Annotated in this window: 15 protein-coding genes; 10 read left to right on the top strand and 5 right to left on the bottom strand. The window is 67.1% G+C overall.

Annotation, left to right across the window (positions count from 1 at the left end; genetic code table 11):
* Positions 1–113: 113 nt before the first annotated feature.
* Together DIE11_RS20995 and DIE11_RS20985 are read left to right on the top strand one after the other, a co-directional pair.
* The gene (locus tag DIE11_RS20995) at positions 114–1,943 is read left to right on the top strand and encodes a glycoside hydrolase family 15 protein (protein WP_059600372.1); all 1,830 of its coding nucleotides are present in this window, start codon (positions 114–116) and stop codon (positions 1,941–1,943) included.
* Between the two features lie 222 nt (positions 1,944–2,165).
* Positions 2,166–3,653: a polyhydroxyalkanoate depolymerase gene (locus tag DIE11_RS20985; RefSeq protein ID WP_124626793.1), complete on the top strand. Its 1,488-nt coding sequence runs from the start codon at positions 2,166–2,168 to the stop codon at positions 3,651–3,653.
* Between the two features lie 97 nt (positions 3,654–3,750).
* On the opposite strand, the gene DIE11_RS20980 is transcribed toward DIE11_RS20985, so the two are convergent.
* The gene (locus DIE11_RS20980; protein WP_041490613.1) at positions 3,751–4,383 is read right to left on the bottom strand and encodes a TetR family transcriptional regulator; all 633 of its coding nucleotides are present in this window, start codon (positions 4,381–4,383) and stop codon (positions 3,751–3,753) included.
* Between the two features lie 183 nt (positions 4,384–4,566).
* Here DIE11_RS20980 and rsxB point away from each other — a divergent pair, with 183 nt between their 5' ends.
* Positions 4,567–5,535: an electron transport complex subunit RsxB gene (gene rsxB, locus DIE11_RS20975; protein WP_311767593.1), complete on the top strand. Its 969-nt coding sequence runs from the start codon at positions 4,567–4,569 to the stop codon at positions 5,533–5,535.
* Positions 5,532–6,176 carry an endonuclease III gene (gene nth, locus DIE11_RS20970; protein WP_124626789.1) on the top strand — a complete coding sequence of 215 codons (645 nt, stop codon included), beginning with the start codon at positions 5,532–5,534 and terminating at the stop codon, positions 6,174–6,176. Before rsxB ends, nth begins: the two co-directional genes overlap by 4 nt.
* Positions 6,177–6,284: 108 nt before the next feature.
* Here nth and DIE11_RS20965 read toward each other — a convergent pair whose 3' ends face one another.
* The gene (locus DIE11_RS20965) at positions 6,285–7,214 is read right to left on the bottom strand and encodes a DMT family transporter (protein WP_124626787.1); all 930 of its coding nucleotides are present in this window, start codon (positions 7,212–7,214) and stop codon (positions 6,285–6,287) included.
* Positions 7,215–7,417: 203 nt separating this feature from the next.
* On the opposite strand from DIE11_RS20965, the gene DIE11_RS20960 reads away from it, so the two are divergent.
* Entirely contained in the window at positions 7,418–7,885 is a 468-nt protein-coding gene (locus DIE11_RS20960) for a DUF1841 family protein (protein ID WP_409360402.1), read from the top strand.
* Positions 7,886–7,958: 73 nt separating this feature from the next.
* On the opposite strand, the gene DIE11_RS20955 is transcribed toward DIE11_RS20960, so the two are convergent.
* Positions 7,959–8,318, bottom strand: coding sequence for a cytochrome c (locus DIE11_RS20955; protein WP_124612467.1), 360 nt, complete (start codon positions 8,316–8,318; stop codon positions 7,959–7,961).
* Positions 8,319–8,358: 40 nt separating this feature from the next.
* Positions 8,359–8,718, bottom strand: coding sequence for a cytochrome c (locus DIE11_RS20950; protein ID WP_011885616.1), 360 nt, complete (start codon positions 8,716–8,718; stop codon positions 8,359–8,361).
* Between the two features lie 246 nt (positions 8,719–8,964).
* On the opposite strand from DIE11_RS20950, the gene DIE11_RS20945 reads away from it, so the two are divergent.
* The 5 genes from DIE11_RS20945 to DIE11_RS20925 all read left to right on the top strand — a co-directional run bounded on the left by DIE11_RS20945 (position 8,965) and on the right by DIE11_RS20925 (position 14,095).
* Entirely contained in the window at positions 8,965–9,807 is an 843-nt protein-coding gene (locus tag DIE11_RS20945) for a MoxR family ATPase (RefSeq protein ID WP_124626785.1), read from the top strand.
* A 21-nt stretch (positions 9,808–9,828) separates the two neighbouring features.
* The gene (locus DIE11_RS20940) at positions 9,829–11,004 is read left to right on the top strand and encodes a VWA domain-containing protein (RefSeq protein ID WP_124626783.1); all 1,176 of its coding nucleotides are present in this window, start codon (positions 9,829–9,831) and stop codon (positions 11,002–11,004) included.
* Between the two features lie 57 nt (positions 11,005–11,061).
* Positions 11,062–12,273 carry a benzoate/H(+) symporter BenE family transporter gene (locus tag DIE11_RS20935; RefSeq protein ID WP_059600364.1) on the top strand — a complete coding sequence of 404 codons (1,212 nt, stop codon included), beginning with the start codon at positions 11,062–11,064 and terminating at the stop codon, positions 12,271–12,273.
* Between the two features lie 169 nt (positions 12,274–12,442).
* Positions 12,443–13,396 (top strand): transaldolase, encoded by a 954-nt coding sequence (gene tal / locus DIE11_RS20930; protein WP_124626781.1) that lies wholly within the window; start codon positions 12,443–12,445, stop codon positions 13,394–13,396.
* A 246-nt stretch (positions 13,397–13,642) separates the two neighbouring features.
* The gene (locus DIE11_RS20925) at positions 13,643–14,095 is read left to right on the top strand and encodes a VOC family protein (RefSeq protein ID WP_124626779.1); all 453 of its coding nucleotides are present in this window, start codon (positions 13,643–13,645) and stop codon (positions 14,093–14,095) included.
* A gap of 53 nt (positions 14,096–14,148) precedes the next feature.
* Here DIE11_RS20925 and DIE11_RS20920 read toward each other — a convergent pair whose 3' ends face one another.
* Positions 14,149–14,661 (bottom strand): hypothetical protein, encoded by a 513-nt coding sequence (locus DIE11_RS20920; protein ID WP_124626777.1) that lies wholly within the window; start codon positions 14,659–14,661, stop codon positions 14,149–14,151.
* Positions 14,662–14,890 lie beyond the last annotated feature (229 nt).

Genomic DNA, 14,890 nt, shown 5'->3' with positions numbered 1-14,890 from the left:
GGCCGTTCATGCGCTCCGCCGCCGAGCCGAGTATACGGGGCGCGACGCCGGCGCGTGAAGCCCGGGCGCCGCAGCCTGCATAGTGAACTCGAATATCCAAGGACCGCTTGCCCATGCCCGCCCTGATCGAAGACTACGCCCTCGTCGGCGACGGCCACACCGCCGCGCTGATCTCGAAAGACGGCTCCGTCGACTGGCTGTGCTGGCCCCGCTTCGATTCGGGCGCCTGTTTCGCGGCGCTGGTCGGCACGCCCGAGCACGGCCGCTGGCTGCTCGCGCCGGCCGCCGACGCCGCGATCACGCACACGACGCGCCGCTATCGCGGCGATACGCTGATCCTCGAAACCGACTACGAAAGCGCCGACGGCGCCGTCACCGTGATCGACTTCATGCCGCCCGGCAACGGCTGGTCCGAACTGGTGCGGATCGTCGTCGGCCGCCACGGCACGATGAAGATGCGCATGGAACTGGTGTTGCGCTTCGACTACGGTTTCTCCGTCCCGTGGGTCACGCAACTGACGCGCGAGGACGGCATGAAGGCGATCGCCGGCCCCGATACCGTCGTGCTGCGCACGCCCGTGCCGCTCACGGGCAAGAACCTCCATACGCTCGCGGAATTCACGGTGAGCGCCGACGAACGCGTGCCGTTTTCGCTCAGCTACGCGGCGTCGCACCTGCGGTTGCCGCCCGCGCGCGATCCGCTGTCGATGCTCGCCCGCACCGAGAACTACTGGCTCGAATGGTCGGGCCGCTGCCAGGTGCAGGGTCGCTACGCGGCCGCCGTGCGCCGCTCGCTGATCACGCTGAAGGCGCTCGCGTACGAGCCGACCGGCGGGATCGTCGCGGCGCCCACCACGTCGCTGCCGGAGAAGATCGGCGGCAACCGCAACTGGGACTACCGCTACTGCTGGCTGCGCGACGCGACGATCACGCTGCTCGCGCTGATGCGCGGCGGCTACTACGACGAGGCGCGCGCCTGGCGCACGTGGCTCGGCCGCGTGATGGCCGGCTCGCCCGAGCAAATCCAGATCATGTACGGGATCGCGGGTGAGCGCCGGCTGCCGGAAATCGAGCTCGACTGGCTACCCGGCTACCAGGACTCGAAACCGGTGCGCGTCGGCAACGGCGCGGCGAACCAGCTCCAGCTCGACGTGTTCGGCGAAGTGATGGCCGCGCTGCACCTCGCGCGCGTGGGCGGCCTGCAGGCCGACGACACGGTGTGGTCCGTCCAGTGTTCGCTGCTCGATCATCTCGAGAAGATCTGGCAGGAGCCCGACGAGGGCATCTGGGAAACGCGCGGCGGCCGCCGCCATTTCACGTTCTCGAAGGTGATGGCGTGGGTCGCGTTCGACCGCGCGATCAAGTCGGCGGAGATGTTCCGGTTGCCCGCGTCGCTCGACCGCTGGCGCGCACTGCGCGACCGGATCCACGCCGACGTCTGCGACAACGCATGGCACGAAGGCAAACGGGCGTTTACGCAGAGCTATGGCAGCGACGAGCTCGACGCGAGCGTGCTGCTGATGCCGCTGCTCGGCTTCCTGCCGCCGGAGGACCCGCGCATCGTCGGCACGGTCGACGCGATCGAGCGGGAATTGCTGCACGACGGCCTCGTGATGCGCTACCGAACGACGGAGTACGACGACGGCCTGCCGCCCGGCGAAGGCACGTTTCTCGCTTGCAGTTTCTGGCTGGTCGACAACTACGCGCTGCTCGGCCGGATCGACGACGCGCACCGGCTCTTCAGCCGGCTGCTCGCGCTGTCCAACGACCTCGGGCTGCTCGCCGAGGAATACGACCCGGTCGAGGGCCGGCTCGTCGGCAACTTCCCGCAGGCGTTCTCGCACGTTGCGCTGGTGCACACCGCGATGAACCTGATGCACCACGAGGACGCCATGGCGCGCGCGGCCGGCCAGCCCGCGCCGGCCGTGGCGACCGGGCGCTGACCGGGCGCTGACCGGGGGCGGAACGGCTTCTTCAGAGATCGTCAATTCGCAACAGTTTGATGAAAAATCGGGGAAATGTTGCATTGCACCACCCATCGTTGTCCGATATGATCGATTCGATTGTCCGGCCGCACTGCAACATGGCCGGTCGCCGACCCACACGGCACGCCGCGACGCCCCACGCCGCCCTTGCGCACCGTCCCCCACGCGGGAGTAGTCTGCATGCTTTACCAACTGCACGAATTCCAGCGGGCGATGTTGAGCCCGCTCACGGCCTGGGCCCAGGCCGCATCCAAGTCGTTCGCCAATCCGTCCAGCCCGTTCTCGCTGATGCCCGGCGCAACGCGGATGGCCGCCGCGTACGAGCTCATGTACCGGCTCGGCAAGGATTACGAGAAGCCCGAATTCAACATTCATCAGATCGTCAAGGACGGCCACAACATCCCGATCGTTGAGCAGACGATCGTCGAGAAGCCGTTCTGCCGGCTGCTGCGCTTCAAACGCTATTCGGACGACGCAGATGCCGTCACGCAGTTGAAGGACGAGCCGGTCGTGCTGGTCTGCGCGCCGTTGTCGGGCCACCACTCGACGCTGCTGCGCGACACCGTGCGCACGCTGCTGCAGGATCACAAGGTGTACATCACCGACTGGATCGACGCGCGGATGGTGCCGGTCGAGGTCGGCCCGTTCCACCTGCACGACTACATCGCGTACATCCAGGAATTCATCCGCCACATCGGCGCGCGCAACCTGCACGTGATTTCCGTGTGCCAGCCGACCGTGCCGGTGCTCGCGGCAATCTCGCTGATGGCGAGCCGCGGCGAGGACACGCCGCTCACGATGACGATGATGGGCGGCCCGATCGACGCGCGCCGCAGCCCGACGTCGGTCAATTCGCTCGCGACGCAGCACTCGACCGCGTGGTTCGAGAACAACGTGATCCACACGGTGCCCGCGAACTATCCGGGCGAAGGCCGCCAGGTGTACCCGGGCTTCCTGCAGCACACGGGCTTCGTCGCGATGAATCCGGAACGTCACGCGCAGTCGCACTGGGACTTCTACCAGAGCCTGCTGCGCGGCGACGAGGATGATGCCGAGGCACACCGCCGCTTCTACGACGAGTACAACGCGGTGCTCGACATGGCGGCCGAGTATTACCTCGAGACGATCCGCGTCGTGTTCCAGGAATTCCGGCTCGCGGAAGGCACGTGGGATGTCGAAGGCGAGCGCGTGCGTCCGCAGGACATCAAGCACACCGCGCTGATGACGATCGAGGGCGAACTCGACGACATCTCGGGCAGCGGCCAGACGCACGTCGCGCACGAGCTGTGCACGGGCATCCCGCAAGACGATCGCCGCAGCCTGACCGCCGAGAAGTGCGGTCACTACGGGATCTTCTCGGGCCGCCGCTGGCGCACGATCATTTACCCGCAGCTGCGCGATTTCATCCGCGAGCATGCGCCGGAACCGAAGAACGGCGCGACCAAGGTGCCCGTCGAAGCACCGGCAGCGACGACGCTCACCGCCGTGCCGGCCGGCAAGCCGCAACCCGAGGTGACGGTGCGCGCAACCGCTCCGAAGCGCGCGCGCGCGAAGGCGCCGGCCGTCACGGTTGCGCCCGCCAAGACGGCAACCGCGAAGGCCGCACCGGCCGCGAAACGCGCGGGCGGCACACGCGCCAAAACCGTCCGCGCGCGCAAGGCCGCCTGACGCGCCGCGTTCCGACGCAAAAACGCCGCCGTTGCTTGCGCACGGCGGCGTTTTTTTATCCGGCGGCCAACGGTGAGCCGCTCATCGGCGCGCGGGCTCAGCGTCGCAACAGGTACGCGAGCAGCACCTCGGTGTTCATCCTGACCATCTCCGCGCGCTCGTCGGCTTCGCTGAAGTCGCGGCCGAGTGTCGCGGCCAGCGTGAAACGGTTCGACACGATGTAGTAGCCGAGCCCCGACAGCGTCACGTAGAAGCGCAGCGGATCGACGTCGCTGCGGAACAGCCCGGCCTTCTGGCCGCGCATCAGCACGTTGCCGAGCTTCGCGACGATCGGCGACATCATCTCGCGGATTCGCGTCGACTTGTGCAGGTAGCGCGCTTCGTGCAGGTTCTCATTGTTGATGAGCCGCAGCAGCTCCGGATGATCGCGGTAGTAATCCCACACGAAATGCGCGAGCCTTGTCACGGCCTCGACGGGCGCGACGCCGTCGAGATCGAGCACGCGCTCGGCCTCGGTCAGCGCGGAGAACGCGTGTTCGAGCACGGCCGTAAACAACTGCTCCTTGCTGCCGAAATAGTAATAGAGCATGCGCTCGTTGGTTTCGGCCCGGCGCGCGATCTGGTCGACGCGCGCGCCGAACAGCCCTCCACTCGCGAACTCTTCGGCTGCCGCCATCAGGATGCGGCGGCGGGTACCTTCAGGATCTCTTTTGATTTTTGGCTGATTCATGGTGGCGTTTTGCTATGTGAGCCGCGTGATCCGGACCGGCACCCCCACCGCCTCGGCGCCGGCTGCCCTGGAACGAGCGCACCGCGTGCGGCCGCCCTCCTGCTGAGCCCCTGCAAAAAAGCGGTTCGATTATGCGCACAGACAGCGTCCAGCGCAATGCGGGAAATCGGCGATAATTGAGGTTTGGCAAACCTTTCCGGCCGCGCCAGACGCGGCCGAGAGCCATTCGGCGCTGCTGCGCCCGTTGTCACCGTGACCGATTCCAAGACCCTCGCAGATCGCATCGAAGATCTGCTTCCCCAGACGCAATGCACGAAGTGCGGCTATGACGGCTGCCGTCCGTACGCGGACGCGATCGCCGCCGGCAACGCGAACTACAACCAGTGCCCGCCCGGCGGCGCCGAAGGCATCGCACGCCTCGCGAGCCTGCTCGGCAAGCCCGTGATCCCGCTGAATCCCGTCAACGGCACCGAGCATCCGCGCGCCGTCGCGTTCATCGACGAAAGCCTGTGCATCGGTTGCACGTTGTGCATGCAGGCATGCCCGGTCGACGCGATCGTCGGCGCACCGAAACAGATGCACACGATCGTCGAATCGCTGTGCACCGGCTGCGACCTGTGCGTGCCGCCCTGCCCGGTCGACTGCATCGCGATGGTCCCCGTGACCGACGAGCGCACCGGCTGGGACGCGTGGTCGCAGGAACAGGCGGACGCCGCGCGCGAACGCCACGACCGCCGACTCGCCCGCCAGCGTCGCGAACGGGAGGCCGCCGAAGCGCGTGCCGCCGCCCGCCGCGCGGCCAGTGCCGGTGCGGCCAAGGCTGCGCCGGTCGCGGCACCGCCTGGCGCACCGGGCGCCGCCCCGGCCGACGATGCCGACGCCAGGAAACGCGCGATCATCGCCGCCGCGCTCGAACGCGCACGCAAGAAGAAGGAAGAACTGTCCGAACGAGGTGCCGGACCGAAGAACACCGAAGGCGTGAGCGCGGCCGTGCAGGCGCAGATCGACGCGGCCGAAGCCCGCCGCAAGCGGCTCGCCGAACCGCAGGCGCAGCGCGACACCGAGGCTGCGGACACCCGTGACGACCACGACGATCCGAACAACGACGACCGGAACGGCCCGACCGCGCCGCCCGACAAGAACCGTCCATGAACGCCTCCAAACGACGCGCGATCTACGAAACGCTGCAGAGCCTCAATCCGCATCCGACGACCGAGCTCGAATACACGACGCCGTTCGAGTTGCTGATCGCGGTGATGCTGTCCGCGCAGGCAACCGACGTGTCGGTCAACAAGGCGATGCGCAAGATGTTCCCGGTCGCGAACACCCCGCGACAAATCGTCGCGCTCGGTGAAGAAGGCGTCGCCGACTACATCAAGACGATCGGCCTCTACCGCACCAAGGCGAAGAACGTGATCGCGGCGTGCAACATCCTGCTCGAGCGCTACGACGGCGAAGTGCCGGCCGATCGCGAAGCGCTCGAGAGCCTGCCGGGCGTCGGCCGCAAGACCGCGAACGTCGTGCTGAACACCGCGTTCGGCCAGCCGACGATCGCGGTCGACACGCATATCTTCCGCGTCGCGAACCGCACGGGGCTCGCACCGGGCAAGGACGTGCGAGCCGTCGAGGCCGCGCTCGAGAAGTTCACGCCGAAGGAATTCCTGCAGGACGCGCATCACTGGCTGATTCTGCACGGTCGCTACGTGTGCAAGGCCCGCAAGCCCGAATGCTGGCACTGCGCGATCGAGCCGCTGTGCGAATTCCGGCCGAAGACACCACCGCCGAACGAGTGACCGCCGGCCGCGGCTGACGCGCTGCGCGCGGCCGCCCGAGCCGTGCGCGGCGCGCGGCACGACCCGCGAGCGCCGTTGCGGCCCCCACGACTTTCCCCGTTTCCCTGCTTATGCGTTGGACGTCGCCGTCGCGTCGTCGGCCGCCGCGCCGCCCGCACGCACGAGCGCCAGCACGGCCGCGAGGATCGCGACGCCGCCAGCCCACTGCAACGGCGACAGCGCCTCGCCGAACAGCAGCGCCGCGAGCGCGACCGTCACGACCGGTTCGAGCGTCGACAGCATCGACGTGCGCGCGGCCCCCAGCCGCTCGAGCCCGGCGAAGAACGCGAGCATCGCTGCGACCGTCGACACCAGCGCGATCGCGAGCATCGACGCCCAGCCGGCGCCCGTCTCCGGCCAGCGCGGCGGCGCGCCGAACGCCGTGGTCCGCACGATCGCGATCACGACGAGCGTCGCGGTCGCCGACAGGCAGATGATCGCGGTGGTCGCGAGCGGATCGACGCCGCGCGTCGCCTTCGTGCCGCCGACGATGTACAGCGAATAGATTACCGCGGCGGCCAGTGCGAGCGCGATGCCGAGCGGCTCGCCGTGGCCGCCGCCGACCATCAGCGCGGAGCCCGCGACACAGAGCACGAGCGCGACCGCCTTCGCGCGCGTGAGGCGCTCGCCGAGCCACCACGCGGCCAACAGCGTGACGAAGGCCGGATACAGGTACAGCAGCAGCGCGACGAGGCTCGCCTGCGCATGCTGGAGCGCGCTGAAATAGCAAAACGACTGCCCGACGTAGCCGAGCGCGCCCATCGCCACGAGCGGCGTGAGCGCGCGGCCGCGCGGCCATGCGACGCGGCGGTGCCGGGCGATCGCGGCAAGGACCGCGCCGCCGATCGCGAAGCGCACGATGAGCAGCCCGAGCACGTCGACGCCGGCCGCATACGCATAACGACCGAAGATCGCCATCGCGCCGAATGCGGCGGCGGACAGCGCGACGTAGAGCGCGCCCTGCAGCGCGGCGGACGATGAGCGGGCGGTGGCGGACATGACGGAACGGTGTGAGCGCGACGACGGGAATCGTCGGAGTTTAACGGCCCGGTGGCCGGCAGCCTAGCCCGCGCTTACCCGTTGCGCCGCGCCGCGGCCCGCGCTGGCCGACTCCAGTTGACGTCGCCCGCGCTATGCCACGGTGCGCGCGCCGCCCGCCGCCAGCGCCGTACGCCGACCCGGCGTACAATGCGCGACGCGGCATGACGCCGCCCGAATCACGACGCATCCCCACCATGTTCAATCCGAGTCGCGACGAAGTCCGTCGCTTTTTCACCGAGACCTGGCGCAAGCAACGCGCAGGCGAGATCCTGACGCCGCTGGAAGCGATGGCAGCCGACTGGATCGTCGAGCATCCCGAATACCACGACGACCTCGCGGACGCCGACGGCGCCGCCGCGCGCAACTACACGCCCGAGGAAGGCCGCACGAACCCGTTCCTGCACCTGTCGATGCACCTCGCGATCAGCGAGCAGTTGTCGATCGACCAGCCGCCCGGCATCCGCGCCGCGCACGACAAGCTGGCCGCGAAGCTCGATTCGACCCACGAGGCGCAGCACATGATCATGGAATGCCTCGGCGAGACGATCTGGGAAGCGCAGCGCACCGGCACGCCGCCCGATACGGACGCGTACCTGCAGCGCATCCTGCGCCGCGCGTCGCGCGACTGAGCGCCGCGGACAAAAAAAATACCCCGCCGCGGCGGGGTACTCCGGCTGCACGGACCGGGAAGGTCCGATGCGCTTACTTCTTGAAGACGAGATCGGTCTCTTTCAGCGACTCGATGTAGGCCGCGATGTCCTTCATGTCGTTGACCGACAGGTTCTGCACCTGCGCCTGCATGATCGCGTTATTGCGACCGAGCAGCGGGTTCGTCAGCCCCATCTGGTACTGGCGCATCGCCCACACGAGGTAGTCGGCGTGCTGGCCGGCGAGGCGCGGATACTCTGCGTTGATCGGCTTGTTCAGCTGCGCGCCGTGGCAGGCCGCGCAATTGTGCGACTCGACCAGCTCCTTGCCCTTCGTGGTGTCCGCCGCATGCGCGGTACCGATCGCGAGGCCGGCCGCCAGTGCAACCGCCGCCGTCTTGAATGCGTTATTCATGAATGCTCCTGTCCCGCCGGTCAGATCGGCGGCGCGCGCTTTACTTGTAGGGATTGTCCTTCGTGTCGGCCTTCTGGGCGGCGTAGTAAGCCGCCAGATCCGCGATGTCCTGGTCCGTCAGCGAACCGGCGATCGCATTCATCGACGGGAAGTGGCGATCCTTCTTGCGGTAGGCCTTCAGCGCGTTCTCGAGGTATTGCTGGTTCTGGCCGCCGAGGACCGGCACCCGGTAGACCTCCGGGTACGCCGCGCGGTAATCCTGGATGCCGTGGCAACCGATGCACATGGCGGCCTTGCTCGCCCCGTCCTTCGGGTTGCCGACCACACCGGCCGCCTGCGCGCTGCCCGCGAGCGCCACGAGCGCTGCGACAACGACGTGTTTGCCGACGAATTTGTTCATAGCTCTTGTAACCTAGCTTGAGGGGAAACTGGCGCCGAAGCGGCAACGGCCCGCGCCGTTTTGCTTATCGGATCGCCACGCAGGCCAAAAAAAACGGCCAGATTGTACCGCGTCGGCGGGGAACGCGTCCACATGGCGCTCCGGTCCGGCCCCGCCGCAGCCCCGCAACGATACGCGGCCCCGGGCCAACCGGACAGCCCTTCTGACTTATACTGGGTTTTTTTGCGACCAGGAAAGAGCGCCGCCATGCGTTTCGAAGGATCCTCGCACTACGTCGCCACCGACGACCTGAAGCTCGCGGTCAACGCCGCGCTGACGCTGCAACGCCCGCTGCTGATCAAGGGCGAGCCCGGCACCGGCAAGACCATGCTCGCCGAGGAAGTGGCGGCCGCGCTCGACATGCCGCTGTTGCAGTGGCACATCAAGTCGACGACGAAGGCGCAGCAGGGCCTGTACGAATACGACGCCGTATCGCGGCTGCGCGACTCGCAGCTCGGCGACGAACGCGTGAAGGACATCTCGAACTACATCGTCAAGGGCGTGCTGTGGCAGGCGTTCGACGCCGAGCACCCGAGCGTGCTGCTGATCGACGAGATCGACAAGGCCGACATCGAATTCCCGAACGACCTGCTGCGCGAGCTCGACCGGATGGAATTCCACGTGTACGAGACGCGCGAGACGGTACGCGCGAAGCACCGCCCGCTCGTGATCATCACGTCGAACAACGAGAAGGAACTGCCCGACGCGTTCCTGCGCCGCTGCTTCTTCCACTACATCCAGTTTCCCGATGCGTCGACGATGCAGCAGATCGTCGCGGTCCACTTTCCGAACATCCGCGAAGAATTGCTGCAGGCGGCGCTGCAAAGTTTCTTCGAATTGCGCGGCGTGTCGGGGCTGAAGAAGAAGCCGTCGACGTCGGAGCTGCTCGACTGGCTCAAGCTGCTGCTCGCCGAGAACATCCCGGCCGACGCGCTGCGCGGCGCCGACGCGAAGCAGATCGTGCCGCCGCTCGCGGGCGCGCTGCTGAAGAACGAGCAGGATCTGAGCCTGCTCGAGCGGCTCGTCTACATGAACCGGCACAACCGGTAACCCAACCGCGAAGGCCCGGCCATGCTGCTCAATTTCTTCTACGCGCTGCGCGCAGCCAAGCTGCCCGTCTCGGTGAAGGAATACCTGACGCTGCTCGAATCGCTGAAGGCTGGCCTGATCTCGCCGTCGATCGACGCGTTCTACTTCCTCGCACGGATGACGCTCGTCAAGGACGAGCAGTACTTCGACAAGTTCGACCAGGCGTTCGGCGCGTATTTCCACGGCGTGTCCGTGCTGCCGTCCGAAGCGTTCGACATTCCGCTCGACTGGCTCGAGAAGCGTCTCGAGCGCGAGCTGTCGCCGGAGGAAAAGGCGCAGATCGAAGCGATGGGCGGGCTCGACAAGCTGATGGAGCGCCTGAAGGAACTGCTCGACGAGCAGAAGGAACGCCACGAAGGCGGCAACAAGTGGATCGGCACCGGCGGCACGTCGCCGTTCGGGCACGGCGGCTACAACCCGGAAGGCGTGCGCATCGGCGGCCCGTCGAACGGCAACCGCACCGCCGTCAAGGTGTGGGAGGCGCGCGCGTACCGCGACTACGACGATTCGGTCGAAATCGGCACGCGCAACATCAAGGTCGCGTTGCGGCGCCTGCGCCGCTTCGCGCGCGAAGGCGCGGCCGAGGAGCTCGACCTGCCCGGCACGATCCGCAGCACGGCCGCGAACGCCGGCTGGCTCGACTTGCGGATGGTGCCCGAGCGTCACAACAACGTGAAGGTGCTGATGCTGCTCGACGTCGGCGGCTCGATGGACGACCATATCAAGCGCACCGAAGAGCTGTTCTCGGCCGCGAAGGCCGAATTCAAGCACCTGGAGTTCTACTACTTCCACAACTGCGTGTACGACCACCTGTGGAAGAACAACCGCCGTCGTCACTCGGAGCGCACCGCGACGTGGGACGTGTTGCACAAGTTCACGCCCGACTACAAGCTGATCTTCGTCGGCGACGCGACGATGAGCCCGTACGAGGTGCTGCAGCCCGGCGGCTCGGTCGAATACAACAACCCGGAAGCCGGCGCCGTCTGGCTGCGCCGCCTCGCGGACCAGTTCCCCCACCATGCCTGGCTGAACCCCGAGCCCGAGCGGCTATGGGAGTACCGGCAATCGGTCGCGGTGATCCGCGACCTGCTCGGCCAGCGCATGTATCCGCTCACGCTCGCGGGCCTCGAAACCGCGATGCGCGCACTCAGCAAATAACGAACCCGCCCTGCAGACACGAAGGCCGCGTCAGAGCGGCCTCCCCCCGGAGATAGCATGAACCCTTCGCCCACCGCGAGCGCTGGCCGCGCCGGCGGCCGCCGCTTTTTCACCGACACGTCCGTCTCCGCGCTCGTCGCCGGCTTCGTCGCGATGATGACGGGCTACACGAGCTCGCTCGTGCTGATGTTCCAGGCCGGCCGGGCCGCGCACCTGACCGACGCGCAGATCTCGTCGTGGATCTGGGCGCTGTCGATCGGCATGGCGCTGACGACGATCGGCCTGTCGCTGCGCTTTCGCGCGCCCGTCGTGGTCGCATGGTCGACGCCCGGCGCCGCGCTGCTGATCGCGTCGCTGCCCGGTGTGCCGTACCCCGAGGCCATCGGCGCGTTCGTCGTGTGCGCGCTGCTGCTGACCGCGGTCGGCGTGAGCGGGCTGTTCGACACGCTGATGCGGCGCATTCCGGCCGGCATCGCGGCCGCCTTGCTCGCGGGCATCCTGTTCGAGATCGGCATCGAGATCTTCCGCGCCGCGCAGTTCCAGACCGCGCTCGTGCTCGCGATGTTCTTCACCTACCTGATCGTCAAGCGACTCGCGCCGCGCTACGCGATCGTCACGACGCTGATCGTCGGCACTGCGGTGGCCGGCGGTCTCGGCCTGCTCGACTTCAGCCGCTTCCACATCGCGCTCGCGCAGCCCGTGTTCACGATGCCCGCGTTCTCGATCGCGTCGATCGTCAGCATCGGCATTCCGCTGTTCGTCGTCGCGATGGCATCGCAGAACGTGCCCGGCATCGCCGTGCTGCGCGCGGACGGTTATTCGACGCCGTCGTCGCCGCTCATCGCGACCACGGGTCTCGCATCGCTGCTGCTCGCGCCGTTCGGCTCGCACGGCGTGAACCTCGCGGCGATCACCGCCGCGATCTGCACGGGCCCCGAAGCGCACGAGGATCACGCGAAGCGCTACACGGCCGCCGTGTGGTGCGGCACGTTCTACCTGGTCGCCGGGATCTTCGGCGCGACGATCGCCGCGCTGTTCGCGGCGCTGCCGAAGGCGCTCGTCGTGTCGGTCGCCGCGCTCGCGCTGTTCGGCTCGATCATGAGCGGGCTCGCAAATGCGATGCAGGACGTGAAGCAGCGCGAAGCCGCGCTCGTCACGTTCATGGTCACCGCGTCGGGCCTCACGCTGCTGTCGATCGGCTCGGCGTTCTGGGGGCTCGTCGCGGGGATCGTCACGCAGGTGATCCTGAACGCGCGGCGCCCCGCGTAGCGCCGCATGGCGCGGCCCCGCACCGCAAACGGCACGCCGAAACGTGCACGACGCGATTCGGGCCTAAAATAGCGGATCGGAGGTGGCGCCCGGGCGCCGCCTCGCTTCGCTGCCGCGCTCGCGCGGCCCGTGAGAACCCCGGCGCCTTGCGCCCTCCTCCCGAATCGCCATGACTACCGCACTCGACCAGCTGAAGCAATATACGACCGTCGTCGCCGACACGGGCGATTTCCAGCAGCTTGCGCAATACAAGCCGCAGGACGCGACCACGAACCCGTCGCTGATCCTGAAGGCCGTCCAGAAGGACGCGTACAAGCCGATCCTCGAGAAAACCGTCCGCGATCATCGCAACGAAAGCACCGATTTCATCATCGACCGCCTGCTGATCGCATTCGGCACCGAGATCCTGAAGCTGATCCCGGGCCGCGTGTCGACCGAGGTCGATGCGCGCCTGTCGTTCGACACGCAGCGCTCGATCGACAAGGGTCGCGAACTCATCAAGCTTTACGAAGCCGCCGGCATCGGCCGCGAGCGCATCCTGATCAAGCTCGCGTCGACGTGGGAAGGCATTCGCGCGGCCGAGGTGCTGCAGAAGGAAGAGATCAAGTGCAACATGACCCTGCTTTTCTCGCTCGTCCAGGCCGCCGCATGCGCGGAAGCCGGCGCGCAACTGATCTCGCCGTTCGTCGGCCGCATCTACGACTGGTACAAGAAGCAGGCCGGGGCCGACTGGGATGAAGCGAAGAACGGCGGTGCGAACGATCCGGGCGTGCAGTCGGTGCGACGCATCTACACGTACTACAAGACGTTCGGCTACAACACCGAAGTGATGGGCGCGAGCTTCCGCACGACGAGCCAGATCACCGAGCTCGCGGGCTGCGACCTGCTGACGATCAGCCCCGATTTGCTGCAGAAGCTGCAGGAAAGCAACGATACGGTGGCACGCAAGCTGTCGCCGGACGCGCTGCAGGACAAGCCGACCGAGCGCGTCGCCATCGACGAGGCATCGTTCCGCTTCCAGTTGAACGACGAAGCGATGGCAACGGAAAAACTGGCCGAGGGCATCCGCGTGTTCGCCGCCGATGCGGTGAAGCTCGAGAAGCTGATCGATGCACTGCGCTGAACCGTGCTGCACGTGACGGCTGTCAGTTGAACTGTCAGCAAGCCTGACAACAGCCGTCAGCAAGCGTGACGAACGGCCGCGAACTTCGTGTTCGCGGCCGTTTTTATTTTTCATTCCATCGTCAAGCGCGCGCACTACAATCCACGTCACGAGTGCGCCGGCCGCATCCCGGCGTGCTCTTCCCGGTCAATCTTGGAAGTACCCGGGCCGGCACCGACACGCCGGCCCGGCCAACAGGAGACAACGATGCAGGTCCAACCGTATCTGACGTTCTACGGCCGCGCGGAAGAGGCCCTTCAGTTCTACGAAAAGGCGCTCGGCGCGAAGACGATGTTCAAGATGCACTTCAAGGACGCGCCGCCGAATCCCGACTACCCGATGTCGCCGGAGATGGGCGACAAGGTGATGCATGCGAGCTTCACGATCGGCGACTCGATGATCATGTGCTCGGACGGCGACTGCAGCCAGCCGGGCGGCACGCATTCGGGTTATTCGCTGTCGCTGAACCCGGCGACGGTCGAAGAAGGCCAGAAGCTGTTCAATGCGCTCGCCGACGGCGGCGAAGTGACGATGCCGTTCGGCAAGACGTTCTGGGCGCTCGGCTTCGGCATGGCGAAGGATCGTTTCGGCGTGCACTGGATGGTCAACGTCGAAGATCTCTCGCAACGCGAGGATCTCGCGAAACGCGCGGGGCAGTAACGCACGCGCGCCGCCCGGACCGCCGCGCAAGCGCCGTGATCCGGGCGGCCTCGCTACTTGCGCAGCGCCTCCGCCAGCGCCCGCTCCAGCGTGCCGTTCGAGCGGCACGCGACGCGCGCGCTCTTCTGCTTGCCGGCCGCGACCACGCTGGCCGTGCCCGCGACGTCGATCGACACGGCCACGCCTTGCGTGGCGTCGTCGATGCGCGTCACCACCTTCAGCGTGTGTGTCACGTTGGACGTCTGCTTCAGCTCGGAGCAATCCAGGAAATTCCCTGCGTTCGGATAATCGGCATAGGCGGCGGCCAGGAGCCCCGCGTCGCGATCGCTGACGCGCACGGCGAGCTTGTGGTCCGCGTAGAACTGCGCGACGGCCGTCCATACTTCGTCATACTTGCGATTGCCGATTACGATGCCCGACGCATCGTCGGCGCCGTGCGCGCCGTCGGACGTATCCTGCCGCTGCGGCGGCGCATCGCGCGCCGCGTACCGCTGTCCTGGACCATAGACTGAAATGCAGCCGGCGAGCATCGCGCACAGCAGCGCGGCCGGCAAGATCGTTTTCATCGGGCCCACCATCACCGGTAATACATGTTCGCGCAGCCGGCGAGCAGGATCGGGGCGACGAGCACCCACATCAACAGGACTCTCATCGTTCGCCTCACCGGTAGTACGCGTTCACGCAACCGGCAAGCGCGGCGCACCACAGGCCAAGCACCAGCATCCCAATCTTCATCATTGCATCCCTCATGTAGTCGAATCGTGTCGAGATCGAATCACCCGGCGTGGCCGGGCG

This window comes from Burkholderia sp. Bp9012 (assembly GCF_003853825.1).
Lineage (GTDB): Bacteria > Pseudomonadota > Gammaproteobacteria > Burkholderiales > Burkholderiaceae > Burkholderia > Burkholderia diffusa.
This window is presented reverse-complemented; position numbering and strand designations above follow the sequence as displayed.